At 63.1% G+C, this 20,753-nt stretch carries 11 protein-coding genes and 2 tRNA genes; 3 read left to right on the forward strand and 10 right to left on the reverse strand.

The features are described from left to right. Nucleotides 1-25 precede the first annotated feature (25 nt). The gene (locus ACQCST_RS14200) at nucleotides 26-817 is read left to right on the forward strand and encodes a PspA/IM30 family protein (protein ID WP_426996390.1); all 792 of its coding nucleotides are present in this window, start codon (nucleotides 26-28) and stop codon (nucleotides 815-817) included. A gap of 267 nt (nucleotides 818-1,084) precedes the next feature. On the opposite strand, the gene ACQCST_RS14205 is transcribed toward ACQCST_RS14200, so the two are convergent. The 5 genes from ACQCST_RS14205 to ACQCST_RS14225 all read right to left on the reverse strand — a co-directional run bounded on the left by ACQCST_RS14205 (nucleotide 1,085) and on the right by ACQCST_RS14225 (nucleotide 7,057). Beyond that, the gene (locus ACQCST_RS14205) at nucleotides 1,085-2,017 is read right to left on the reverse strand and encodes a cytochrome b/b6 domain-containing protein (RefSeq protein ID WP_426996391.1); all 933 of its coding nucleotides are present in this window, start codon (nucleotides 2,015-2,017) and stop codon (nucleotides 1,085-1,087) included. Nucleotides 2,018-2,154: 137 nt separating this feature from the next. After that, nucleotides 2,155-2,231, reverse strand: a tRNA-Met gene (locus ACQCST_RS14210). Between the two features lie 156 nt (nucleotides 2,232-2,387). Next, a tRNA-Met gene (locus ACQCST_RS14215) sits at nucleotides 2,388-2,461 on the reverse strand. Between the two features lie 285 nt (nucleotides 2,462-2,746). Then, a complete protein-coding gene (locus tag ACQCST_RS14220) occupies nucleotides 2,747-5,773 on the reverse strand; it encodes a UPF0182 family protein (RefSeq protein WP_426996392.1) in 3,027 nt (1,008 codons plus the stop codon). Between the two features lie 135 nt (nucleotides 5,774-5,908). Continuing rightward, nucleotides 5,909-7,057, reverse strand: coding sequence for a YlbL family protein (locus tag ACQCST_RS14225; RefSeq protein WP_426996393.1), 1,149 nt, complete (start codon nucleotides 7,055-7,057; stop codon nucleotides 5,909-5,911). Between the two features lie 218 nt (nucleotides 7,058-7,275). On the opposite strand from ACQCST_RS14225, the gene ACQCST_RS14230 reads away from it, so the two are divergent. Beyond that, complete coding sequence (locus ACQCST_RS14230) at nucleotides 7,276-8,724, forward strand: zinc-dependent metalloprotease (protein ID WP_426996394.1); 1,449 nt, start codon at nucleotides 7,276-7,278, stop codon at nucleotides 8,722-8,724. A gap of 30 nt (nucleotides 8,725-8,754) precedes the next feature. Here ACQCST_RS14230 and ACQCST_RS14235 read toward each other — a convergent pair whose 3' ends face one another. The 3 genes from ACQCST_RS14235 to nudC are packed head-to-tail and all read right to left on the reverse strand — an operon-like array spanning nucleotide 8,755 to nucleotide 12,581. Further along, the gene (locus ACQCST_RS14235) at nucleotides 8,755-9,357 is read right to left on the reverse strand and encodes a M48 family metallopeptidase (protein ID WP_426996395.1); all 603 of its coding nucleotides are present in this window, start codon (nucleotides 9,355-9,357) and stop codon (nucleotides 8,755-8,757) included. Beyond that, on the reverse strand, nucleotides 9,357-11,507 hold the full coding sequence (locus tag ACQCST_RS14240) for an ATP-dependent DNA helicase UvrD2 (protein ID WP_426996397.1): 2,151 nt from the start codon (nucleotides 11,505-11,507) through the stop codon (nucleotides 9,357-9,359). Before ACQCST_RS14240 ends, ACQCST_RS14235 begins: the two co-directional genes overlap by 1 nt. A 48-nt stretch (nucleotides 11,508-11,555) precedes the next feature. Next, nucleotides 11,556-12,581: an NAD(+) diphosphatase gene (gene nudC, locus ACQCST_RS14245; protein ID WP_426996398.1), complete on the reverse strand. Its 1,026-nt coding sequence runs from the start codon at nucleotides 12,579-12,581 to the stop codon at nucleotides 11,556-11,558. 148 nt (nucleotides 12,582-12,729) lie between these two features. On the opposite strand from nudC, the gene ACQCST_RS14250 reads away from it, so the two are divergent. Next, nucleotides 12,730-13,899, forward strand: a complete 1,170-nt coding sequence (locus ACQCST_RS14250; protein WP_426996399.1) for a macrolide 2'-phosphotransferase — start codon at nucleotides 12,730-12,732, stop codon at nucleotides 13,897-13,899. 27 nt (nucleotides 13,900-13,926) lie between these two features. On the opposite strand, the gene ACQCST_RS14255 is transcribed toward ACQCST_RS14250, so the two are convergent. Together ACQCST_RS14255 and ACQCST_RS14260 are read right to left on the reverse strand one after the other, a co-directional pair. After that, a complete protein-coding gene (locus ACQCST_RS14255; protein WP_426996400.1) occupies nucleotides 13,927-17,463 on the reverse strand; it encodes an ATP-dependent helicase in 3,537 nt (1,178 codons plus the stop codon). Next, nucleotides 17,460-20,753: an ATP-dependent helicase gene (locus ACQCST_RS14260; protein WP_426999190.1), complete on the reverse strand. Its 3,294-nt coding sequence runs from the start codon at nucleotides 20,751-20,753 to the stop codon at nucleotides 17,460-17,462. The genes ACQCST_RS14255 and ACQCST_RS14260 overlap by 4 nt, the downstream gene beginning before the upstream one ends.

Here is a 20,753-nt window from a genome sequence, read left to right on the forward strand (position 1 = left end):
ACTGAGCAGGACGAGAGGTAACACCATGGTTAAGCAGTCCATTTTCGGCCGCATCGCGCAGCTTGCAAAGGCAAACATCAACACTTTGCTGGATCAGGCTGAGGATCCGCAGAAGATGCTGGACCAGATGGTTCGGGATTACACGAACAACATTGCTGAGGCTGAATCCGCCGTGGCCCAGACCATCGGCAACCTGCGTATGCTCCAGGATGACTACAAAGAAGACGTCAAGAACGCCCAGGACTGGGGCAACAAGGCGCTTGCAGCTTCCCGGAAGGCTGACGAATACCGCAGCGGAGGCAATGGAGCCGATGCACAGAAGTTCGACAACCTGGCCAAAGTTGCCCTGCAGCGCCAGATGTCCTCTGAGAACGAGGCCAAGTCCTCTGAACCCAACATTGCTTCGCAGTCCGAGGTCGTTGACAGGCTCAAGACCGGCCTGGACCAGATGAAGGGGAAGCTCAACGAGCTGACCAGCAAGCGCAATGAGCTCGTAGCCCGCGCCAAGACCGCCAGTGCCCAGTCGCAGGTCCACGATGCCATCAAGAGCATCGATTTCATGGATCCCACGAGCGAGGTTGGCCGCTTCGAAGAGAAGATCCGCCGCGAAGAGGCCAAGGTCCGTGGCCAACAGGAGCTTGCCTCCTCCAGCCTCGATGCGCAGTTCAATTCGCTGGAGGATCTGGGCGAGCAGACGGAGATTGAGGCCCGTCTCGCCGCCCTGAAGTCCGGGAGCGCCAAGCCGGCAATCGGTGCTGCAGGTGCCGCTCAAGCCAGCGGATCCACAGTCGACGAAGCCGATTTCGACAAGCTCTAAATAGATTGGCCGGCGGTGAATCGCCGGCTGCCCAATGGGGGCCGGGGTTCCGTCAGGAGCCCCGGCCCCCATTCGTATATCCTCCGGCCATCCCACAGCCATCTCACGGTTCGCGCCTGCGCCCTCGCGCCCGGACGGCCGAATGGCCTATGAACCCCGCAGGTTCCCGGCCAGGGCTCCCGGTTGTCCGGAATTGGCAGTTGGCCTTGCCCGGCAATGTGCGACAGCTCTGGAGGCCTGTCAGTGGCTTCAGGAGGCTGAGCCGCCCTAGCGGCTGACTTTCCCCATGAGCGAGGCAATGGGGCGAAGGAAGAGCGGCCTGGCCAGGAACCAGGCGGCGATCATTGCCAGGATCGAGACGGCGAAGATCGAGAAACCCACCCAGCTGACATCGTCACTCCCGCCATACATATGGTTCAGGTTTCGAAGCGCGCCTGTTGCCAACACCAGGAAAACATGGACAACGATGAAAGCCACGAAGAAGATCATTACCGGAAAGTGGACTGCCCGCGCAAGCTCTATGGGGAACAGGCGGTTCAGAGCAGCCGTCTTCTTCGGCCACGCCGAGGACATCCTCAGACCCGTGATGAACGCCAGCGGCGCCGCGATGAAGATCATCACGAAATAAGTCAGCAGCTGAAGTGCGTTGTAGTTCACCCAGCCGTTTTCCGTAGGCCAATTCAGGGACGCATATTGCAGGATGGCTGATAGCGCGTTGGGAAAAATATCCCAGCTGGCGGGCATGACACGCATCCACTGCCCGGTCGCGAACAGCAGTATGGCAAAGACCAGGCCGTTGAGGATCCAGAGCGCATCGAGAGTGAGGTGGAACCAGAGCTCCAGAGTAATTTTGGTGGGCTGGTTCCGGGTCCGGATCAAGCTCTTGTTGTTCCGGGTCCAGTGACCACTGGGCCGGGATATGGTCCGCACCTGCCATCCGGTTCGGATGATGAGCAAAAGGAAGAAACCATTCAGGAAGTGCTGCCAACCAAGCCAGGCCGGGAATCCGACCGGAGCGCCCTCCGGAAGGTCACTATGGCCGGGGTAGTCCGTCATGAATGAGCTGACGCTGGGAAGGCCGGTGATCCACTTTGCCAGCAACACCGCCAGCAGGAGAGCCACGAGGGCTACGGGTACCGCCCAGTAGAGCCTTGCCCATTTGCTCTTCGCCGTGCCGGGCTTCTTCGTCGGTGTGGACATCGAAATACATTCCTCTCGAGAATGACTTGCCTGAGCTCAATCATCTGAGACTCTGCGAAGAGAATACTAGGAACTGCCAGTAATCAGACAAAATAAGAGGCCCTGACCGGCGTTGCTGCCGATCAGGGCCTCTCTTGTGGTTGCGGGGACAGGATTTGAACCTGTGACCTCTGGGTTATGAGCCCAGCGAGCTACCGAACTGCTCCACCCCGCGTCGCAAGATCAACATTACCCTAGATTGGGCGACGCCTTGACCACGCCGGCCAGCTTCGAGGGCGGCGTGCATCGTACCCCGTGACCCCAGTGCCAGAACGCCGGTTAAATCAAAAAGTCCGGAACACCGTTCCCAGTGTTCCGGACTTTCCTTCAGTTGCGGGGACAGGATTTGAACCTGTGACCTCTGGGTTATGAGCCCAGCGAGCTACCGAACTGCTCCACCCCGCGTCGCAAGATCAACTCTACCTGCAGGTGAACTTCCGGCCAAATCGAAACTACGTGATGTGCGTCTCCCGGCAATACATCCAAAACGCTGAGCTGGGCAGCCTCCTCGAATACGGGCCACGCCCTGCATGCAAGAGGCCGGCTCCCCTGCTCCGTGCGGAGCCTGGGAGCCGGCCTCAGGTGGTGCGTCCGATCCTGCCGGTACGACCGCTCGGTCAGCGGCGGCGCACGCCAGCGTTGTCAGCTGCTGGCGTTGTCAACCGTCAAGGTTGTCAGCTGCTGGCATTGTCAGCTGCTGGGTGACGGCGATGGAGTCGACGATGGCTTATCGGAAGGAGCAGGCGTTGTTGTCGCGCCCGGCGCCGGGGTCGCACCCGGCGCGGGTGTGACGGCCACCTTGGCCTCGGCCTCGAGCGCCTTCTGCAAGGCGGCAGAAAGCTTCTTCTGCTGCTCGCCGTAGGCTGCGAAGTCACCCGTGGCGAGAGCCGCCTGGCCTGCCTTGATAGCAGCGTTCGCCTCATCCAATGCTGCCTTCAGACCGGCTTTGGCATCTGTTCCCCCCGCGGGCGGCGTAGTGCCGCCAGTGACCGGGGGCGTCTTGCCATTGTTCGCGGAATCACCGGCGGAGGCGCCGGAATCGCCGCCGAACAGCTGCTTCAATGCTTCATCCAGGGTGGCCGCGAACCCGATCTTGTCCCCGAAGGCCACCAATACGCGCTGCAGGGTGGGATAGGACGTCTCGCCCGTGGACTTCAGATAGACCGGCTGGACATAGAGGATACCGCCGCCCACCGGCAGCGTGAGCATGTTGCCGTTGAGCACATCGGATGCGCCTTGCCGGAGCAGGTTCAGCGCTTGGGAGACTGTGGGATCCGAGTTGAACTTGTTCTGCGCCTGCCCCGGACCAGGTACCTGCGTTACAGGCGGAATCTGGAGTAGCCGCAGCTGGCCATAGCTCTCGTTCTTAATACCCTTCACATTGCCGGCATCAGAATCTGCCGCCAGGAAGCCGTAGAGCACGTTGCGGGCGTTGCCGTTCACGATCTGCGGAATGAAGGACGAGGTCAGCTGGAACGCAGGCTTGTCTTGGTCCGGCATCTGCAAAGACATATAAAATGGCGGTTGCTTAACGTTGGCGGCATCTACCGTTGGGTCAGGCGTGACGCTCCAGGCGTCGTCTGTCTTGTAGAAGCTCGCGATGTCGGTGACGTGGTAGCGGCCCAAAAGCTCGCGCTGGACCTTGAACAGGTCCTCCGGGTACCGTACGTGGCTCATCACGTCTCCGGACATCTCGGAATACGGCTTGAGTGAAGTGGGGAAGATGTTCTGCCAGGCCTTCAGGATGGGATCCTGATCGTCCCAGGCATAGAGAGTGACGGAACCGTCGTAGGCATCCACGGTGGCCTTGACCGAGTTTCGGATGTAGTTGACCGAGCTGTTCGGCAGCGCAACCGTGCGCCCGGAAGTGGTCTGCGAGTCCGCAGTGGCCGCCGAGAGCTGTTCCTGCTGCGAATACGGGAAGTACTGGCTGGTGGTGTAACCGTCTACAATCCACTTGACCCTACCGTCAACCATGGCCGGGTAAGCGTTGCCGTCAACGGTGAGGTAGGGCGCCACCTTCTCGACCCGCTCACGCGGGTTGCGATCGTAGAGTATCTGCGATTTCTCGTTCACGCCGTCGGACAGGAGAAGGTCCGAAGACTGGAACTTGATCGCGTAAAGAACCTTGTTGAAGAAACTGCCTACACTCGGACCACCGTCACCCTTAAACGTGTACTGTGTCTGGCTGTCGCCTTCCTTGGCGGCCGGACGGTCCTGCTCACGGTGCTGTGCGCCATCCGGTGCTCCTACGATCGAGTAGTCCGGTGAGTGGTCACCGAAGTAGATCCGGGGCTCGTAGGTGGAGTCGTTGCCCAGAACACCGGTGGAGGGGATCCCTGCCTGCAGGAATTCCGGCTTCCCGTCAACGGTGAACTTGTTACCCTTCGCTGCCACCACGCCGTAGCCATGCGTATAGACGACGTGCTGATTAAGCCAGTCCTGCTGGTTGGCGTTCAGGTTCTGCGGGTTGAGTTCCCGCACGGCGATGACCGTGTCCTGGGTCTTGCCGTCCACCTGGTACCGGTCAACGTTGAGGGTTTTGGGGAACTGATAGTACGGCCGGTACTGCTCGAGCTGCGAGAAGGCATCCGATATCAGATTGGGGTCCAACAGACGGATGTTGGCCGTGGTCTGGGCATCCGGAGCGAGTGCACCCGTCGTGGCGTTGTTGGTGGCGTTGTACTTGTCCGCTTTGATCTTATCCAGCCCATACGCCGCGCGGGTCATCTCGATATTGCGCGCGATGTATTTGGCCTCCAGAGTCTGTGCAGAGGGGGTGACCTGGAACTGCTGGATGGCCCAGGGGTAAACACCGCCGGCAAGGATGGCGGTGATGACCAGCATTGCGGTGCCGATGAGCGGCAGCCGCCATTTTCCGACCACAGCGGCGACGATGAACAGGATGGCCACCAACGCAGCAGCCACGGCAAGGATGGCTTTGGTGGGGATAACGGCATTGACGTCCGTGTACAGGGCACCGGCCCAGCGACCGCCGTTGTTCTGCACTGCGGCGAAGCGGTCCAGCCAGAAGTTGGTGCCGAGCAGCAGCAGGAAGGCGGCGCCGGCCACTGCGAGGTGAATCTGGGCTGCCCGGCTGGTGAACACCCCGCGCTCCATCAGCCGGATACTGCCGTAGAGGTAATGCGTAAGGATTCCGGCGATGGCGGCAACAACAACCACGCTGATGAGGAAACCGGTCACAAAACCAAGAAATGGCAGTGAGATGAGGTAGAAGCTGATGTCAAGGCCAAACTCGGGATCATTCTGACCGAACGGCTCCTGGTTGAAAAACAGCAGGACCTTCTGCCATTGGCTTGCCGCCGCGCTTCCTGCGAAGAGGCCGAACATCACCGGAAGGCCGATCATCACCGCGCGCCGCACCGGCTCCAGTTGGGCCTGATAGCGATTGAGGTTGTCCCGGACCTCAGAGTCCGGCGCGTAGACGGGCCTGGCGTGATACGCAATCCGGATGGCGAAAAAAACGCCGGCAAACATCAGTGCAAAGCCTGCGGCGAAGATGCTGATCCTGGCCAGATTCTCCGTCAGGAACACTTCGAAGAAGCCGAGTTGGCGGTACCAGAGGACGTCCGTCCACACGTTGGCGAAGAAAATGAAGCCCACTACCACGGCTGCAACGACAATCAGCGTCGGCGTCAAGGCACCGCGCCTTGATGGGGGTCTTCCGGACGGGGTGGGGCTGGCGGGACGGGACAAACTCGGTACCTCATAGCTGGTCGGCAGATAAACATTCAGGGTGCGTGTGATCGACTTCCGCTACCGGTCAGTCAGAGTGGCAACGGGCGTCATATCTGCCACGAGTGGCAACGGAGCTTAGTTCCTCGTTTCAGTCTAGTTGCTGGTGCAGACAGGAAGGCCGGACGTGTCTTGGCCCGAACCGGCGAGTTCCACAGCTTGCCGGGCTTCGGCCAGATTCTCCACCTTGACCACCTGGAGTCCGTCGGGAATATGACCCACCACCTCGTTGCAGTTGGCCGCCGGGGCCAGGAACACTGTGGCTCCCCCGGCCTGTGCGCCATGCATCTTCTGGGCTATCCCGCCGATGGCGCCCACTACGCCGTCGGGGCTGATGGTGCCGGTGCCTGCGATATGTTTGCGGCCGGTGAGGTCTCCCGGAGTCAGAGTGTCAACGATTCCCAGAGCGAACATCAGACCGGCGCTCGGACCGCCCACCTTGTCCAGTGAAATCTTGACGTCGAAGGGAAAGGTGAATTGATACTTAAGCCCGACACCGAGGATGAACCGTCCTGCCGGGTTCCCGACCGGTGTGACGGTTTCAGTGACAGGGACACCATTACGGTCGACGACGACGGTAGCCGGCTTGCCACTTCCCGCCGCCAGCTCCGTCTGGATGACGGTCAGCGACGTGACCGGTTTGCCATTGATGGATGAGAAGACGTCTCCCGGTTCCAGTTTTCCCTGGGAGGCGGAATTGTCAGACAGCCCGGCAATCTCCAGCCTCTGGTCAAAGGACATATTCATTTCCTTGAGGGCTGCTGCAAGGGCGTTTTCCTGGGAGTTTGTCATGGCCACAGCGCTCTCCTGCTGCGACTGTTCCTTGGTTACGCCGCTTGGAAAGATCAGCTCCTCCGGGTAGACGGCCCTTGAGCCGTCAAGCCAGGCCGCGAAGGCTCCGAAGAGGCTGACCCGGCCGTTGGGCCCGCCGTCAACGTACACGGTGGTGAGGTCCAGATTCCCTGCGGCGGGATAGCTTTCGTGACCGGTCACGCTGATGACGGCTTTGCCGTTGTCCTGGCCCAGCGTATTGAACGTGGGCCCTGGCGACTCGACTACGTAGGGCACCGGGATGCTCGCAGCTGCGATACCAAGTCCCACAGCCAGCAGTCCGGAAACCACCATGACCGGGTATCTATGATCACCCGTTTTCACGTGGCGGGACCGGGATCTCCCGGGGCCATTGACGCTGCCCTGCGGCGCAGCAGGTTCTTCGATGGGCTGCTCGCCCCGCGTAATCGTCACTGAAGGACCTCTCCGTACAGCCGTTGTTCAACAGTGCTGGAGCTGCGGCGGGGCGCAGCGCCCGCAGCCTGCAGACATTCCGATTCACAACACTACGCGCTCCGCGCGTCCCACAGCTCTTTGCCTACAGCGAACGCAACCCTCATTCGGCAGACAGCCGCTCGTGCATCGGGGTAGCGTGAAGTTGATCAACAGTCACACCGACGATCGGCGGGATCATGACCTCCAACCCACTCAATCCGTCCAATGGCGACGACACCCCGAAGGATCCGCTGGCAGAGATGCTGCAGAATCTGATGGGCGGCAAGGGCATGGAGAACATCGACCCCGCCGAACTCGCAAAGGCAGCCGGGCTGCCGGACGATCCGAACCTGCTGGCCCAGATGTTCTCCCAGGTCCAGGCCATGATGAGCGCCCCCTCTGACGGTCCAGTCAACTGGCAGCTCGCCCACGAGAATGCGCGTCGCGTCGCAGCGAGCGGCTCGGACCCGTCCGTCACTTCACTGCAGTCCCGCGAAGTCGATGAGGCCCTCCGCCTGGCCGAGCTATGGCTGGACCAGGTCACGGAGCTTCCGGCGACCGGCTTGATCGGCCGTGCCTGGTCACGTGCCGAGTGGGTTGAAGAGACTCTCGGAACCTGGAAGCGGCTCACTGAGCCAGTGGCGAACAGCATAGCCAATGCACTGTCCACCGCCATGACGGAGCAGATGCCTGAGGAAATGAAATCCATGATGGGCGGGGCATCGTCCATGCTGCAAAACATGGGCGGAGCCATCTTCGGTATGCAGCTGGGGCAGGCGATCGGGGCCCTCTCAGCCGAGGTAGTCAGTTCCACGGACATCGGTGTACCGCTGGCGGATCTGGAGATGGCACTGTTGCCGGCAAACGTGGCGAAATTCGGCACAGGACTCAGCCTTCCGGAGAACGACGTCAGGCTGTTCCTGGCAGTCCGTGAAGCCGCCCACGCGCGGCTTTTTGTGCAGGTTCCCTGGCTGCGGGGCCACCTGCTGGGTGCGATTGAGGCTTACGCCCGTGGCATCCATATTGATACGTCCCGGATCGAGGAACTCGCCAGGGATTTGGATCCGGGCAATCCCGAAGGCATCCAGGAGGCACTGTCCCGGGGCGTCTTTATGCCACAGCGCACGCCTGCCCAGGAGCAGGCATTGGAAAAGCTGGAAACCGCACTTGCCCTGGTTGAAGGCTGGGTGGACGAGCTCACCGCTGCCGCCACTGAGAATGTCCTGCCATCAGCCTCCGCCCTTCGGGAGACCGTGCGGCGCCGCCGTGCCACCGGTGGTCCGGCGGAGCACGCGTTTTCGTCACTCGTGGGGCTGGAGCTCCGGCCGCGCCGGCTCCGCGAAGCCGCCACGCTATGGGCCTCCCTCAAGGATGAGCGTGGTATTGATGGCCGCGACGCCATCTGGAAGCACCCCGACTTGCTCCCCACGGCCGAGGATCTGGATGACCCCCAGGGATTCAGCGCCCGCCGGAAACTGGCCGAAGCCAGCGACAGCGAAGTCGATGACGCCCTGCAGAAACTGCTCAGCGGCGGTTTTGACACCCTGGACGGGCAGGATCCGGCCGGCACAGCTGAAGAGGGCAACGACGGAAGCGAACCGGACGACGGCACACAGCCGGAAAACGGAGCAGCCCCCAAGGATTAGCCGTCTGTGTTATACGGGTTGTTGGTGCGCCTACGGGCATCCGGCCGCGGCGGCGAGGCCCCGGGAGGATGCGAAGGAGACGCCTTCGAGGAAAGCCTTGGCGCGGACCGTCTCCGGATACGCCTCCAGTAACTGCCAGAACGCGGCATTGTGCCCTGCCACCAGCAGGTGCGCGAGCTCGTGCAGCAGGACGTAGTCGATCACCCATTGCGGCATGGGCCGGAGTTTGTCGGAGAGCCGTATTGTTCCGTCTGAGGGAGTCGCCGAGCCCCACCGCGAGTTCTGGTTGCTGACCCAGCGGACCGACGTCGGGACTGCCCTTCCGCCAAAATATCCGGCGGAAAGTTCTGTGGCATGCAGGGCCAGGGCAGCATCCGTCGCAGGACGCCGTGATGCCCCGCGCGAGCGCTTTGCACCCTGCATCCGGAGTTTCTCCAACATGCGGCCTACCCACTCGGATTCCTGGGCTTTGCTGAAGTGGGCAGGAATGGCCACCACCGCCGTTCCGTCTTCCCAAAAAGCCGCAACAGTCCGTCGTCGTCGGGCCGAGCGCCGGACCAGAACCGGGGCACCGTCGTCAGTTGTCAGCTGCGTACTCGGTTGTGTCCGTGGTGGCGACGGTTGCCGTGCCATCAGAGCGTGGTGCTTTCCACCAGTACCGCCAGCACGGCTTCGCCGTACCGTTCCAGCTTCGACGGGCCGACGCCGGCGAGCTGGGCCAGCTCCTCCAGAGACTTTGGCCGGGCCTCCGCAATGGCTGTCAGCGTTGCGTCCGTAAACACCACAAAGGCCGGAACTTCTGTAGAGAGCGCAACATCCTTCCGCCACTGCCTGAGCGCATCAAAGGTCTGTTCCTCGTAGCTCGGCGGACATTGCTTGCAGCGCCCGACTTTTCGTTCAGCCCCGCTGACGAGCATGATTCCGCACACCCGGCAGACGGCAGGTTCGGCGGCTTTACGACGCGCCACAGGCCCCTTTCCGCGGGCAGCGGAGCTCGCCACGGAATCCGGCCGCAGCCCGTCAAGAAAGCGGGACGGCTTTCTGTTCGCCCTGCCCCCGGGTGTTCTGGCGGTGGACCAGGACAAGGCCAGATGCTCCCGGGCACGGGTAATACCGACGTAGAGAAGGCGGCGCTCCTCATCCACGGCTTCCGGTGTGTCCGCGAACGAAATAGGCATCAGACCTTCGCTGAGGCCCACGAGGAAAACAGCATCCCATTCAAGGCCTTTGGCCGCGTGCAGGGACGCAAGGGTCACGCCTTGGACCGTAGGGGCATGCTGCGCCAGTGATCGTTCCTGAAGTTCATTCACAAAATCCGACAGGCTGAACTGCGGCCCACGGCTGACGACCAGTTCGTCGGCCAGGGCAACCAGCGCAGCCAGCGACTCCCAGCGCTCGCGCAGCGCGCCACCGCTGTGGGGCTGAGCTTCCGTATATCCGAGCGAGGCGACGATATCCCGGACGAGCTGTCCCAAAGGTTCCGGTTCCGCTGTTTCCGCTGCGGCCCTGGTGGCCGCCCGCAGCTGGAGGATCGCGTCCCGGACCTCTTTGCGCGCAAAGAACCGCTCGCCGCCGCGAAGCTGGTAGCCGATGCCGGCAGACGCCAGCGCCTGCTCGTAGGCTTCAGACTGGCCGTTGGTCCGAAACAGCACGGCGACCTGGCTGGCCTGGGTACCGGCGTCGAGAAGCGCGCGGATCTTGATTGCAACCGTGGCCGCTTCAGCCTCGTCATCAGCGCACTCAGTGAACTGCGGTACCGGACCGGCTGGCCGCTGGGCCACAAGCTGCAGCGGAGTGGCCCACGCGGCGTCGGCCACGGGGCCACCCCCTCGGCGCGCAGCCAGGAGATCATTGGCCAGCTTCACCACCTGCGGGGTGGAGCGGTAGTCGCGGATCAGCTTCACCACATTGGCTTCCGGGTACATGCCCTTGAAACCGAGCAGATGTTTGGGCGAAGCACCAGTGAACGAATAGATGGTCTGGCTGGCATCCCCCACCACACATAGTTCGTCCCGGCCGCCGAGCCACAGCTCCAGGAGACGCTGCTGCAGCGGCGAAACGTCCTGGTATTCATCCACCACGAAGTGCCGGTACTGTTCGCGGACGGTGGCTGCCACTTTGGGATCCTCCTGCAGGATGCCGACGGTAATCAGCAGCACGTCCTCGAAATCGATCACATTGCGGTCGGTCTTGACGTCCTCATATGACTGGAACACCCTGGCCACGGCAGTGAGGTCGAAGCCGCCGGGTGTGCCCCGGTCCTGCGCATTTTCCAGATAGTTGGCCGGGGTCAGCATGGAGACTTTGGCCCACTCGATTTCCGAGGCCAGATCGCGGATGGATGCCCGGTCCGTACTCAGCCGGAGGCGACGGGCCGCCTCGGCGATCATCTGCGCCTTGTGGTCGAGCAGATTCGGCAGGGTCCCGCCTACTGCCTGCGGCCAGAAGAACTGGAGCTGCCTCAGAGCCGCAGCGTGAAAGGTGCGCGCCTGAACATTGCCGACCCCCAGATCACGGAGACGGCTGCGCATTTCGGCAGCGGCTCTGGCCGTGAAGGTCACGGCCAGAAGTCGTTGCGGGCTATAAACGCCGGAATGCACACCGTAGGCAATCCGGTGCGTAATGGCACGGGTCTTTCCCGTTCCAGCCCCGGCAAGCACGCACAAGGGGCCATGCAAGGTACTGGCTACCTCACGTTGCTCGGCATCGAGCCCGCCGAGGATGCGGTCCTCAAGCGACGCGCCATCAACGGACGCCGTATTGTCAGGATTCTCTGTAGTCACTTCTGCTGCTCAGTCGCCGGATCATATCTGTTCAATTAAAGCTGACGCTCATTCGACGGCGGGACGGTCCAGGATGACCCCGCCGTACCACTGTTCAATGAGGGACCGTGCGATGGACAGCCGGCTGGAGATGACAATCTCCCCGCTGAGTACAGACTCCTGCAGCTCCTCCCGGCTGAACCAGCGCGCCCGGGTGACCTCCACGCCGTCGGGCTTTGCATCCGTGTCACCGGTGAGGGCAGTGAATCCGAGCATCAGCGACGCCGGAAACGGCCATGGCTGGGAACCGAGGTACCGGCAGGAAGAGACCCGCACGCCCACCTCTTCCTGGATTTCCCGAACCACGGCCTGCTCAAGTGATTCTCCTGGTTCCACGAACCCCGCGAGGGTGGAATAGTTTTTCGCATCCAGAGGGCCGCCGCCGCCAAGAAGCAAGCGACCGTCCGGTCCTTCCACCGTGACAATGACGGCGGGATCGGTGCGCGGGTAGTGCTCCGAGCGGTCTGACGGGCAGCGGCGGACCCAGCCGCCTGACTCCACGAGAGTCGGTGTGCCGCAACGGGGGCAGTGGGTGTGGCTGCCATGCCAGTTGGCGATGGCGCTGGCCTCGATGAACAAGGCGGTATCCGTGGCGTCGAGCCGGGCGGCAACATCCCGGAACCCGGCCCAGGAAGCATCTGCGGGGATGCCCGCGACTCCGGGCTCCACGGGTGCAGCCATGACAAAGAGCACAAGCTCCATACCTTCGGGCAAGTCCGAGCTCTCCAGCGCTGAGCCCAGATACACCAGCTGCTCTGGAGGGGATCCCATGCCATGGAGCCCTTGCAGCAGCGCGGAGCCGTCCATGAGCAACAGTCCGGAGCCATGAAGCAGAGCCTGGCGGCCGGATAGCACCATGGCTCGAGTATTGGCGCCCGCGAGGAGCTTTTCGACCATGCCCGGTTCCATCCGCCGGGCCGAACCACGGTCCACCAGGGCAGTGCGCAGCGGAAGTACAGTGTGGGACAGGTGATTTGCTGGCATTTCGATTGCCTGCAGCTGATTTTCCGGTGCCGCGGACTCCGCATGACTCATGTGTCCACCGTACTGACTCGGACCGACAAATGACATTTCAGCAGGAAGAGCGTGCCCGGAACTGGTAACAGCCTGTGATTTTCAGTGGATCTGAAGACTCGCCGCCACACATCGTCGTCTTGGACGCCAGCCAATCTACCGTGGAAGCGTGAGAAGAGAACCGATCGAACTGGCCGCCGTGGCAACCGCGGCCGTGCCTGGGCTGACCCCTACTGCCGTGAGTTCCGCACCGGACGATCCGGCGGACTTCGACTCCGCCCTCCTCCTGGACTCGGAAGGCAAACGCTGGCGGGTCCGCTCACCCCGCCATCCTGAGGCAAGCGCCCGGCTGGAAACTGAGTTTCTGGTGTTGCGTGCCTTCGTCCCGGGCATCCGGGCTGAACTTCCTTTCCTGATGCCGACTGTGGCCGGCACCGTTCGCCAAGGCGCCCTCAGCACCTTTGTTTACTCACATCTGACGGGGTCAACCCGTAGCGTAGAAGAGCTCTCCGCAGCCTCGGCAACGCTTGTCTGTGAAATCGGGACAGCGATGGCCGCGATCCATGATCTGCCGCGCGCGCTGGTCAGCAAGGCAGACCTCCCCAGTTACACGCCGAACGAGTTCCGCCAACGTAGGCTCAATGAACTGGACCAGGCAGCCACCACCGGCAAGATCCCGCCTGCGCTGCTGCTCCGGTGGGAGCACGCTTTGGAGGACGTCTCCCTGTGGCGCTTCAACCCCTGCGTTGTCCATGGTGATCTCCACGAGGACAATCTGCTGGTTGAGGGCGACCGTGTCACGGCGGTGACAGGCTGGACAGATCTCCGGATTGGCGATCCGGCTGATGACCTGGCCTGGCTGGTTGCCTCTAACGAACCGGACTTTGTGGACGCCGTGCTGCGCCACTACACCGAAAACCGCAGGGATGCCCCCGATATGCACGTGCTGCGACGTGCAGCCCTGTCGGCGGAATTCGCTCTGGCCCAGTACCTGGTCAAAGCAGTTGCGGCAAATGACCTGGCGATGATTTCCGAGGCAGAGTCCATGTTGGAGACCTTGGCCGGAGACATAGCAGAGCACGGCGGGCAGTCCATCAGTGTGGAACCATTGCTCCAGACATCCGCGGAGGGGCCGGAGGCAGGGAACGTCACCACGGCGGCTCCGGCATCGGCGCGGGAAACCGACTTCACATCCGCTGCGGTTCCCGCTGTGCATGTCACACCGATTCCGGCAGCCGAGGCCCACGATTCCCGGGATGCACCGTTACCGCCGGAAGCAGCGGCAGCTGACGACACCGCCACTGCCGCCATCACGGTGGTTGACGCAAAGTCGCCCTGACAGCTTCGCGACGGGCGGCCAGCTGGCTCAGGTGGCCGGCGGCTCTAACGCAGCAGTGACGATCATCTCCAGCGTGGCCGCGGAGCCAAGATCGTGCGGACGGACCACCAGGTTGTCAGCCACATAGTAAAAGGCGGCCCTGACGTCATCCAGGGGCACTCCTTTGAGGCGCGCCCAGGCCAAACGGTACACAGCCAGCTGAACTGCCTTGGCCTTGAGGTCGCGGGCTGGCGGCCGACGGCCCGTCTTCCAGTCCACCAGGTCCCACCGGCCGTCCGGGTCCTTGAACACGGCATCGATCCGGCCTCGGACCACAACCTCTCCAACCCTTGTCTCCACGGGGACTTCCACGTGCACCGGTGAACGGTCGGCCCACTCCGACTCCCGGAACGTCGCCACCATTTCGTCAAGTCCGTAGGCCTCGTCAATGTGGTTATCTGGACCGGGAGCTTCGCCGAGATCCAACATCCCGGCGGCACCGAAGTACTCTTCTACCCAGGAGTGGAAGGCAGTGCCCTTCCGCGCTGACATTCCCGGCTCTCGCGGAACCGGTCTTCTCAACCGGGCCACCACCCCCTCCGGATCGTCGCCGAGCTCCACCAAGGTGGACGCGGAGATGTGCCCCGGCAGATGGACCTCCTGCACCCGTGCTCGCCGGCTCCGACGCTCCAGCAGCACCGCGGCTTCCCGTGCCCATCCGGCGGCGTATCCCCGCAGCGGGCGATCCAGAGCTGGGATTTGCTGCGGTGACGGGCACGGTTCGGCTGCCCCGTTTTCCGTCAGTGCCAGGGACAGCGCTTCCCGCAGGCGTTCCGCCGCTGACTCCATGGCATCGCGGCGTCCGGGACCCGGCCTGAGCCGCTTCCCTGTTCTGGGGTCCGTTGGCCCCTGCAACGGGTCATACGGCCACCGGGCGACGTCGATCTCCTGGGTGAGAGGACTCTCGTCAGGGAGGGATTCTTCGTGAACCGACGCCGGATGTACCGACGCAGCTGCCGATGCAGCTGCGCCGGACCCGGCGTCGACCCCGTCCGAATTGGCAAGGTCCTCCAGCTCCGCAAGGAAAGGCGACATCTCTGCCATGCCTGCACGCGACCCGACCCAGGCCGCGCTGGATACCCACAGAATGTGCTTGGCCCTGGTGTAGGCCACATAGGCGAGGCGACGCTCCTCCGCCTCGGAGTGAGTCTGCACAGCTGACTTGAAGTGTTTTTCAGCGTCCAGCCAACCCTTTTGATCCGGCTGGTCAACGTCCCATTGGGGAAGGTCAGCCCGGTCTCCGCGAAGCGGCCACGGCAACGCTGCCGATCCGCTGCTCCAGCGGGAATCCCGGTTGCTCGGAAATGCCCCGGCATTAAGCCCGGGCACAAAAACGACGTCCCATTCCAGCCCCTTGGACGCGTGCACGGTCAGCAGCTGCACCGCCTCCCGGTTGACTTCCGCCACAGCGGCGTCTAGGCCGCCCTCCTCCGCGGCGGCTGCCTCAAGCCAGGCGAGAAACGCCAAAACATCCACGCGCTGGGAGGTCTGCAGGAAGCCGGCAGCGGCGTCCTGGAAAGCGTCGAGGTTCCTGCGTGCCTGATGGATGGTGAAGCCCGGACGAGCAGCAACCTCAATGTCCAACAACATGGCACGCTCCACCTCGCCGAGCAACGTGGTGATGTCATCGCCCAGATACCCGCGCAACTGCCTGAGTTCCGTTGAAAGCCGCTGCAACCTGTCCAGTGCCTCGTCGCCCAGGGTCCTTCCGCTTGCGGAGGTCCAGCCTGGCCGTGGGAGCCAATCGAGGGCTTCCACCAGGCTTGAGGAGTCTGTGATGTCGGCCTCCAGCGTCACATCAGCAAGTGGCTCATGGGCATCGGTCCCGGACGCTCCGCCACCCGGTTGTCCACGCCGGCGGGCCAGAAAACCGGACCAGTCCCGGAACGCCATAAGATCAGCGGGGCCGATCCGCCATCTGGCACCGGCCAGCAGGCGCATCAGCGAATCCGACCGCCCGGGATCAGCGAGGACTCTCAGCGTTGAGACAAGATCCACAATTTCCGGCGTGTCCAGCAGACCGCCAAGACCCACTATTTCGTAAGGGATACCACGGGCTTCGAACTCGCGCCGGATACACTCCATCTGGGCCCGGCGCCGGCACAACACCGCCATCGCAGGGGGAACAAGCGGCCCGTCCGATGCGCGCTCGAAGTCAGTCACCCGGTACTTCAGCACGTCGCCGGCAATGGCCTTGGCTTCATCGTCGTCAGTTCCGAACCGGCCGATCACCACCCGGCCATCCGTTGCAGCCGGGCTGGGCTGCAACGGCGGGACGTCGACCGCGGCTGACGTGCCGCGCTGGCCGGGTACGCCCGACAACGCAGCGGCAGCGGACAACGGGGCCGAAATCACGTTTGCTGCCTTCAGGATGTTCCGGCCGTTGCGCCAGGCCGTCGTCAGATAAGACGTTGGTGCGACCTCAAAATTCGTGGGCCCCGCGATTCCATTGGCGGTGTCAGTTGGTCGTGGATCCCCCACCCGGACCGGGAACTCACGGACGAAATGGAAAAGCTGACCCGCAGATGCTCCGCGGAAGCCATAAATGGACTGGTTTGGATCCCCCACGGCGGTCACGGCATGGCCGTTCCCGAAAAGCCGGGAGAATAGGACCAGCTGGGCATATGAGGTGTCCTGGAACTCGTCCAGAAGAACCACTTTGTAGCGTTGGCGCTCCACGTCGGCCGCGAGCGGAATCTCGCTGGCCACCCTGGCTCCCAGTGCCACAAGGTCGCCGAAGTCAAGGGCGCCCCGTGCCCGCTTGGCCACCGAATAGCGGCCCACCATTTCGGCCACGCTGGCCCGTGTCCTCAGCATGCCGCCCAGCTCGCCGGCCGCCTGCGTAGCGTTCTTCTTTGCTCCGGCCACGTAGGGGAGTCCATCGAACTCCGCGAGCCGGGCCAGCAGCCAGGCCTCGACGTCCGAAGGATTCTGCAGGTGTTCCGCGCACTCCCCTGCGAGCTGGATGACGGCTTTGACCAGGGTGGACTTGGCCGCCCGGAAATGCTGGTACTCGCCGTCGAAAGCTTCCACCACTTCGCTGGCAAGTTGCCAGGCCTGCGCACCTCCCAGCAGCACCACGTCGCGTTCAACTCCGAGCCGCAATCCGTAGTCCGAAACGATCCCGCTCGCATAAGAGTGGTAGGTGGACACCTTGGGTTCGAGGTCATCGCTGCTCAGCAGCCCAGCCGCAAAAAGAACGTGGCTTTTATCCTCCGCAGCGATCCGTTGCAGCGCACTGAGTTTGCTACGGATCCGGCTGGCCAGCTCCCCGGCAGCCTTTCTGGTGAAGGTGACGCCAAGGACTTCTTCCGGCCGCACCCAGCCGTTGGCAACAAGCCACACAACACGGTCCGCCATGGTGGCCGTCTTGCCTGAACCTGCGCCGGCAATGACGAGCCGCGGCGTCAGTGCTGACGAAATAATTGCGGACTGTTCAGCCGTAGGGGTGTTGGCCTCGCCAAGCAGGACCGAGAGTTCCTCGGGGGTGAAACGGGCCTCGGGGACGAGTTGCTCGAGGCTCACTCTGTAATCTGCCTGCCGCGCACGCACAGTGGACAGACTTCCGGCAGCCGGCAGCCATGCCCACCCTGCACGCTCTTGGATGGATCATGCCGTGACTCAAAAGTGCTTCCTGACATGATGACGGCGGCGTCATTGACCATGTCCAGTGCCCAGTTCTCCTTCGGATCGACCGGCTCCTGATGCTGCACTCCGGGGTGCTTTGTCCCGGTTCCAAGCTGCGCCAGGACAGCACCGCCCGGCACAACCGACGGCGACGCACCTTCCTGGTTCTGGAATCCTCCTGCGAGAACGGCCGCCTGATATGCGCCCAACTGGGGATGCCGGGCGAGGTCTGCTTTTCCGGGCTGGCGCTTGCCGGTTTTCAGATCGACAATGACCAGTCTGCCCTGGGCATCAATCTCCAACCTGTCTACCTGGCCCCGCAGCACCGCTGACCGCGGCGGAAGGGGCTGCCGCGACGCAGAATCGGTCCCCCCGGGCAGCTCGGGAAGTTCCACCTCGAAGTCTTGCTCTACGCCGGCCAGGCTTCTACCTTCACTGCGCATGACCAGCACATATTGCGCAAGTTTGCGCACCATGGTCTCGGCCCGCTGGAAATCAAGTTTGCCCTCCCAATTGTCCTTCATGCCCAGGGCCGGCCAGCGGCGGACCAGTTCCGCGACGTACTCTGTACCGGTGGCATCCGGCAGGTCCTGGGCAATGGCGTGCACGAGGGTCCCGAGGCTGCGGGCGAAATCCGTGGCTGCTTCCCCTCCGGCTGCCTGCACAAACCAGTCAAGCGGTGATTTCTGAACCGATTCCACCTTGGATGGCGAAACGTAAACAGTCCCTGAAGGTGGCACCACCGGTTCGGTGGACGTCAGCGGTGCCAGGCCCCACCAGCTGTCCGGGTGGGCGCCCGGAACCGGCGGTTCCGCAGCGGCGAGCCGGGCGAGCACCCTGGTGGCTTCGGATCCCTCTGCCTCGAACGCTCCCTTGACCTGTGTGTGCTGCCTGAGCTCTGCCACAAGGGCGCGCAGCGTTAGTGGCCGCCCGACAGACGTGAAGACCCTGGAACTCTGGTCTGACGGAAGCGGTGCAACGTAGTCAAGGAAGGAGGACGGCTGGTCATCTTCGGAAGAAACCGCGGTGCAGATCAACGACTCACTTGCCCTTGAAATGGCAGCGGAGAAGCTTCGGAGTTCGTCGTAGCGGATCTCCCGCAGGCGGCTCAGCGGATCCACCTGCAGCGCGTACTCAACGCCGTGTTCCACGGCATCGGCAAAGACCGTGCTGCCCAACAGCTCGCCCCGGAGCCGGGTGTTGGGCCATACGCCTTCCTGTAGCCCCGCCACAATAACCACAGGCCATTCGCGGCCTGCGGCACTGGCCGGAGTCATCAGTTCCACAGCGTCTTCAAGCTGTGCACGGGCGGCCAGGGTATCCATCGGCAGCTCCTGGCTGCGTAGATACTCCAGAAACTGCTCCGGCCCGGACCCAGGCAGCTGATCGATGTACCTTTCGGCGGTGTGAAAGAGAGCCATCATGGCATCCAGATCACGGTCAGCCCGGGCACCGGCTGAACCTCCGGACAGTGCAGCCCCGGTCCATACCGCGGCCAACCCTGTGGACTGCCACAGCGCCCACAGGACTGTTTCGGCGTTCGCGCCCGGCTCCGCAGAGGCTTTCCGGCCCGACTGGATCATCCTGGCGATCCTCCGGGCTGCCCGGCCCTCAATACCAAGGCTTGCCAGCGCACCGGGTTCGGTCAAAGCTTCCACGAGCAGCGAGTCACTGGAACGGCCTCCACCACCAAGAATCTCCTCGTTCCTGAGCGATTGCCGGAGCCGGCGCACTTCAAGGGACGTTGCACCGCCGATCCGGGATGTCAGGAGCGAGACAGCCGACTCGGGCGTGATGAGCTCCGGCTCCAGGGCCATGGCATATGCATCGAGAAGGGGCCGCACCGCCACTTCGTCACGGACTGCGGACTCAGCTACAGGAACGCGCACCGGAATGCCCTGGCCTGCGAGGTAACGCTGCAACTCACTCAGCTTGCCGCCGTTGCGCACTATGACGGCAATGTCCTCCAGCTCGCGGCCCTGGTTGATGTGGGCCTCGAGTATCCGCTGGGCGATATACCTCAGCTCATGGACGGCGGTGGGCAGCAGATGAGCTTCAACGGATCCATCGGCCGCATTGTGGGAATCCCGATGTTCAAGCCGGCGGGCAAGCTGGCCGCCCGCACGTTGCGAGATCCGTGCAGCAACGCCCTGCCAGGCGCGGGCGATTACCGGCGCATTGCGGTGCGACTCCCACAACGGTGCTTCCAGGGGTGGCGTCCGGCCAGAAAGCAAGAGTGGAAGGTCTGCCACCAGATCCGGGCGCGCGCCGCGGAAACCCTGCACCACGGTGTCCGGTGAAAATGTCACGTAGGCGTCCTTGCCGCCTGCGATGTCAGCCAGCAGTTCGAAGACGGCCGGATTGGCCTCGTGAATGTCGTCCGCAAGGATGAGCTGCAGCCGGAGCCTTTCGGCCGCCAGAAAGTCCGGCGCGTCCTGGAAAATCTGGCGTGCAGCCGTGATGATGCCCGCAGGGTCAAACGCCTCCGGCATGCGAAGATCCAGAACGTCCCGGTATTCGGAATACAACCCGGCTGCGGCAACCCAGTCCGGCCGGCCGCACTGCCGTCCAAGCGACGCAAGGTCCGCGGCGGTTCGTCCCGATTCAATGACCCTGTCAAACAGTTGCCGAACCTCCTGACGGAATCCGCGTGTCTCCAACGCTGCACCGAGATCATCCGGCCAGGGAAGCTGCAGCCCCGGCAGTGCATGGCCGTCCAGCAGTTCTTTGATGATCAGATCCTGCTCCGGCCCTGAAAGGAGCCTCGGCGGGCGCGGCAGCGGAAGGACTCCCTCGGCCTTTGCACGCCGGATCAGATCGAAGGCATAGGACGCCCACGTCCGCGCTGGCGTTGTGCTTAGGCTCCGGTCCAGACGGGCGGTGAACCTGTCCCGCAGAGAATCCGCAGCAAGCCGGCTGGCGGCCAGAATGAGGATCCTTTCCGGGTCCACCCCATCATGTTCGGCTCGGCGCACCGCGGCCTCGATAAGCACCGTTGACTTACCCGTCCCGGGTGCTCCCGGAACGAGCACCGGGCCTGCACCATGCGGGATATTGACGGCTGCACGCTGATCCGGCGAGAGGCGCGGAATATCACTATGGACCTCACGGGGAGGCAGCAGCCGCAGGCCGGACCGCACTCGGGCGGGCGTGCGGGGATTCAGTGAGGGCTTGGCTGTCTGCGGAAT

Source organism: Pseudarthrobacter sp. N5, assembly GCF_050157035.1.
Lineage (GTDB): Bacteria > Actinomycetota > Actinomycetes > Actinomycetales > Micrococcaceae > Arthrobacter.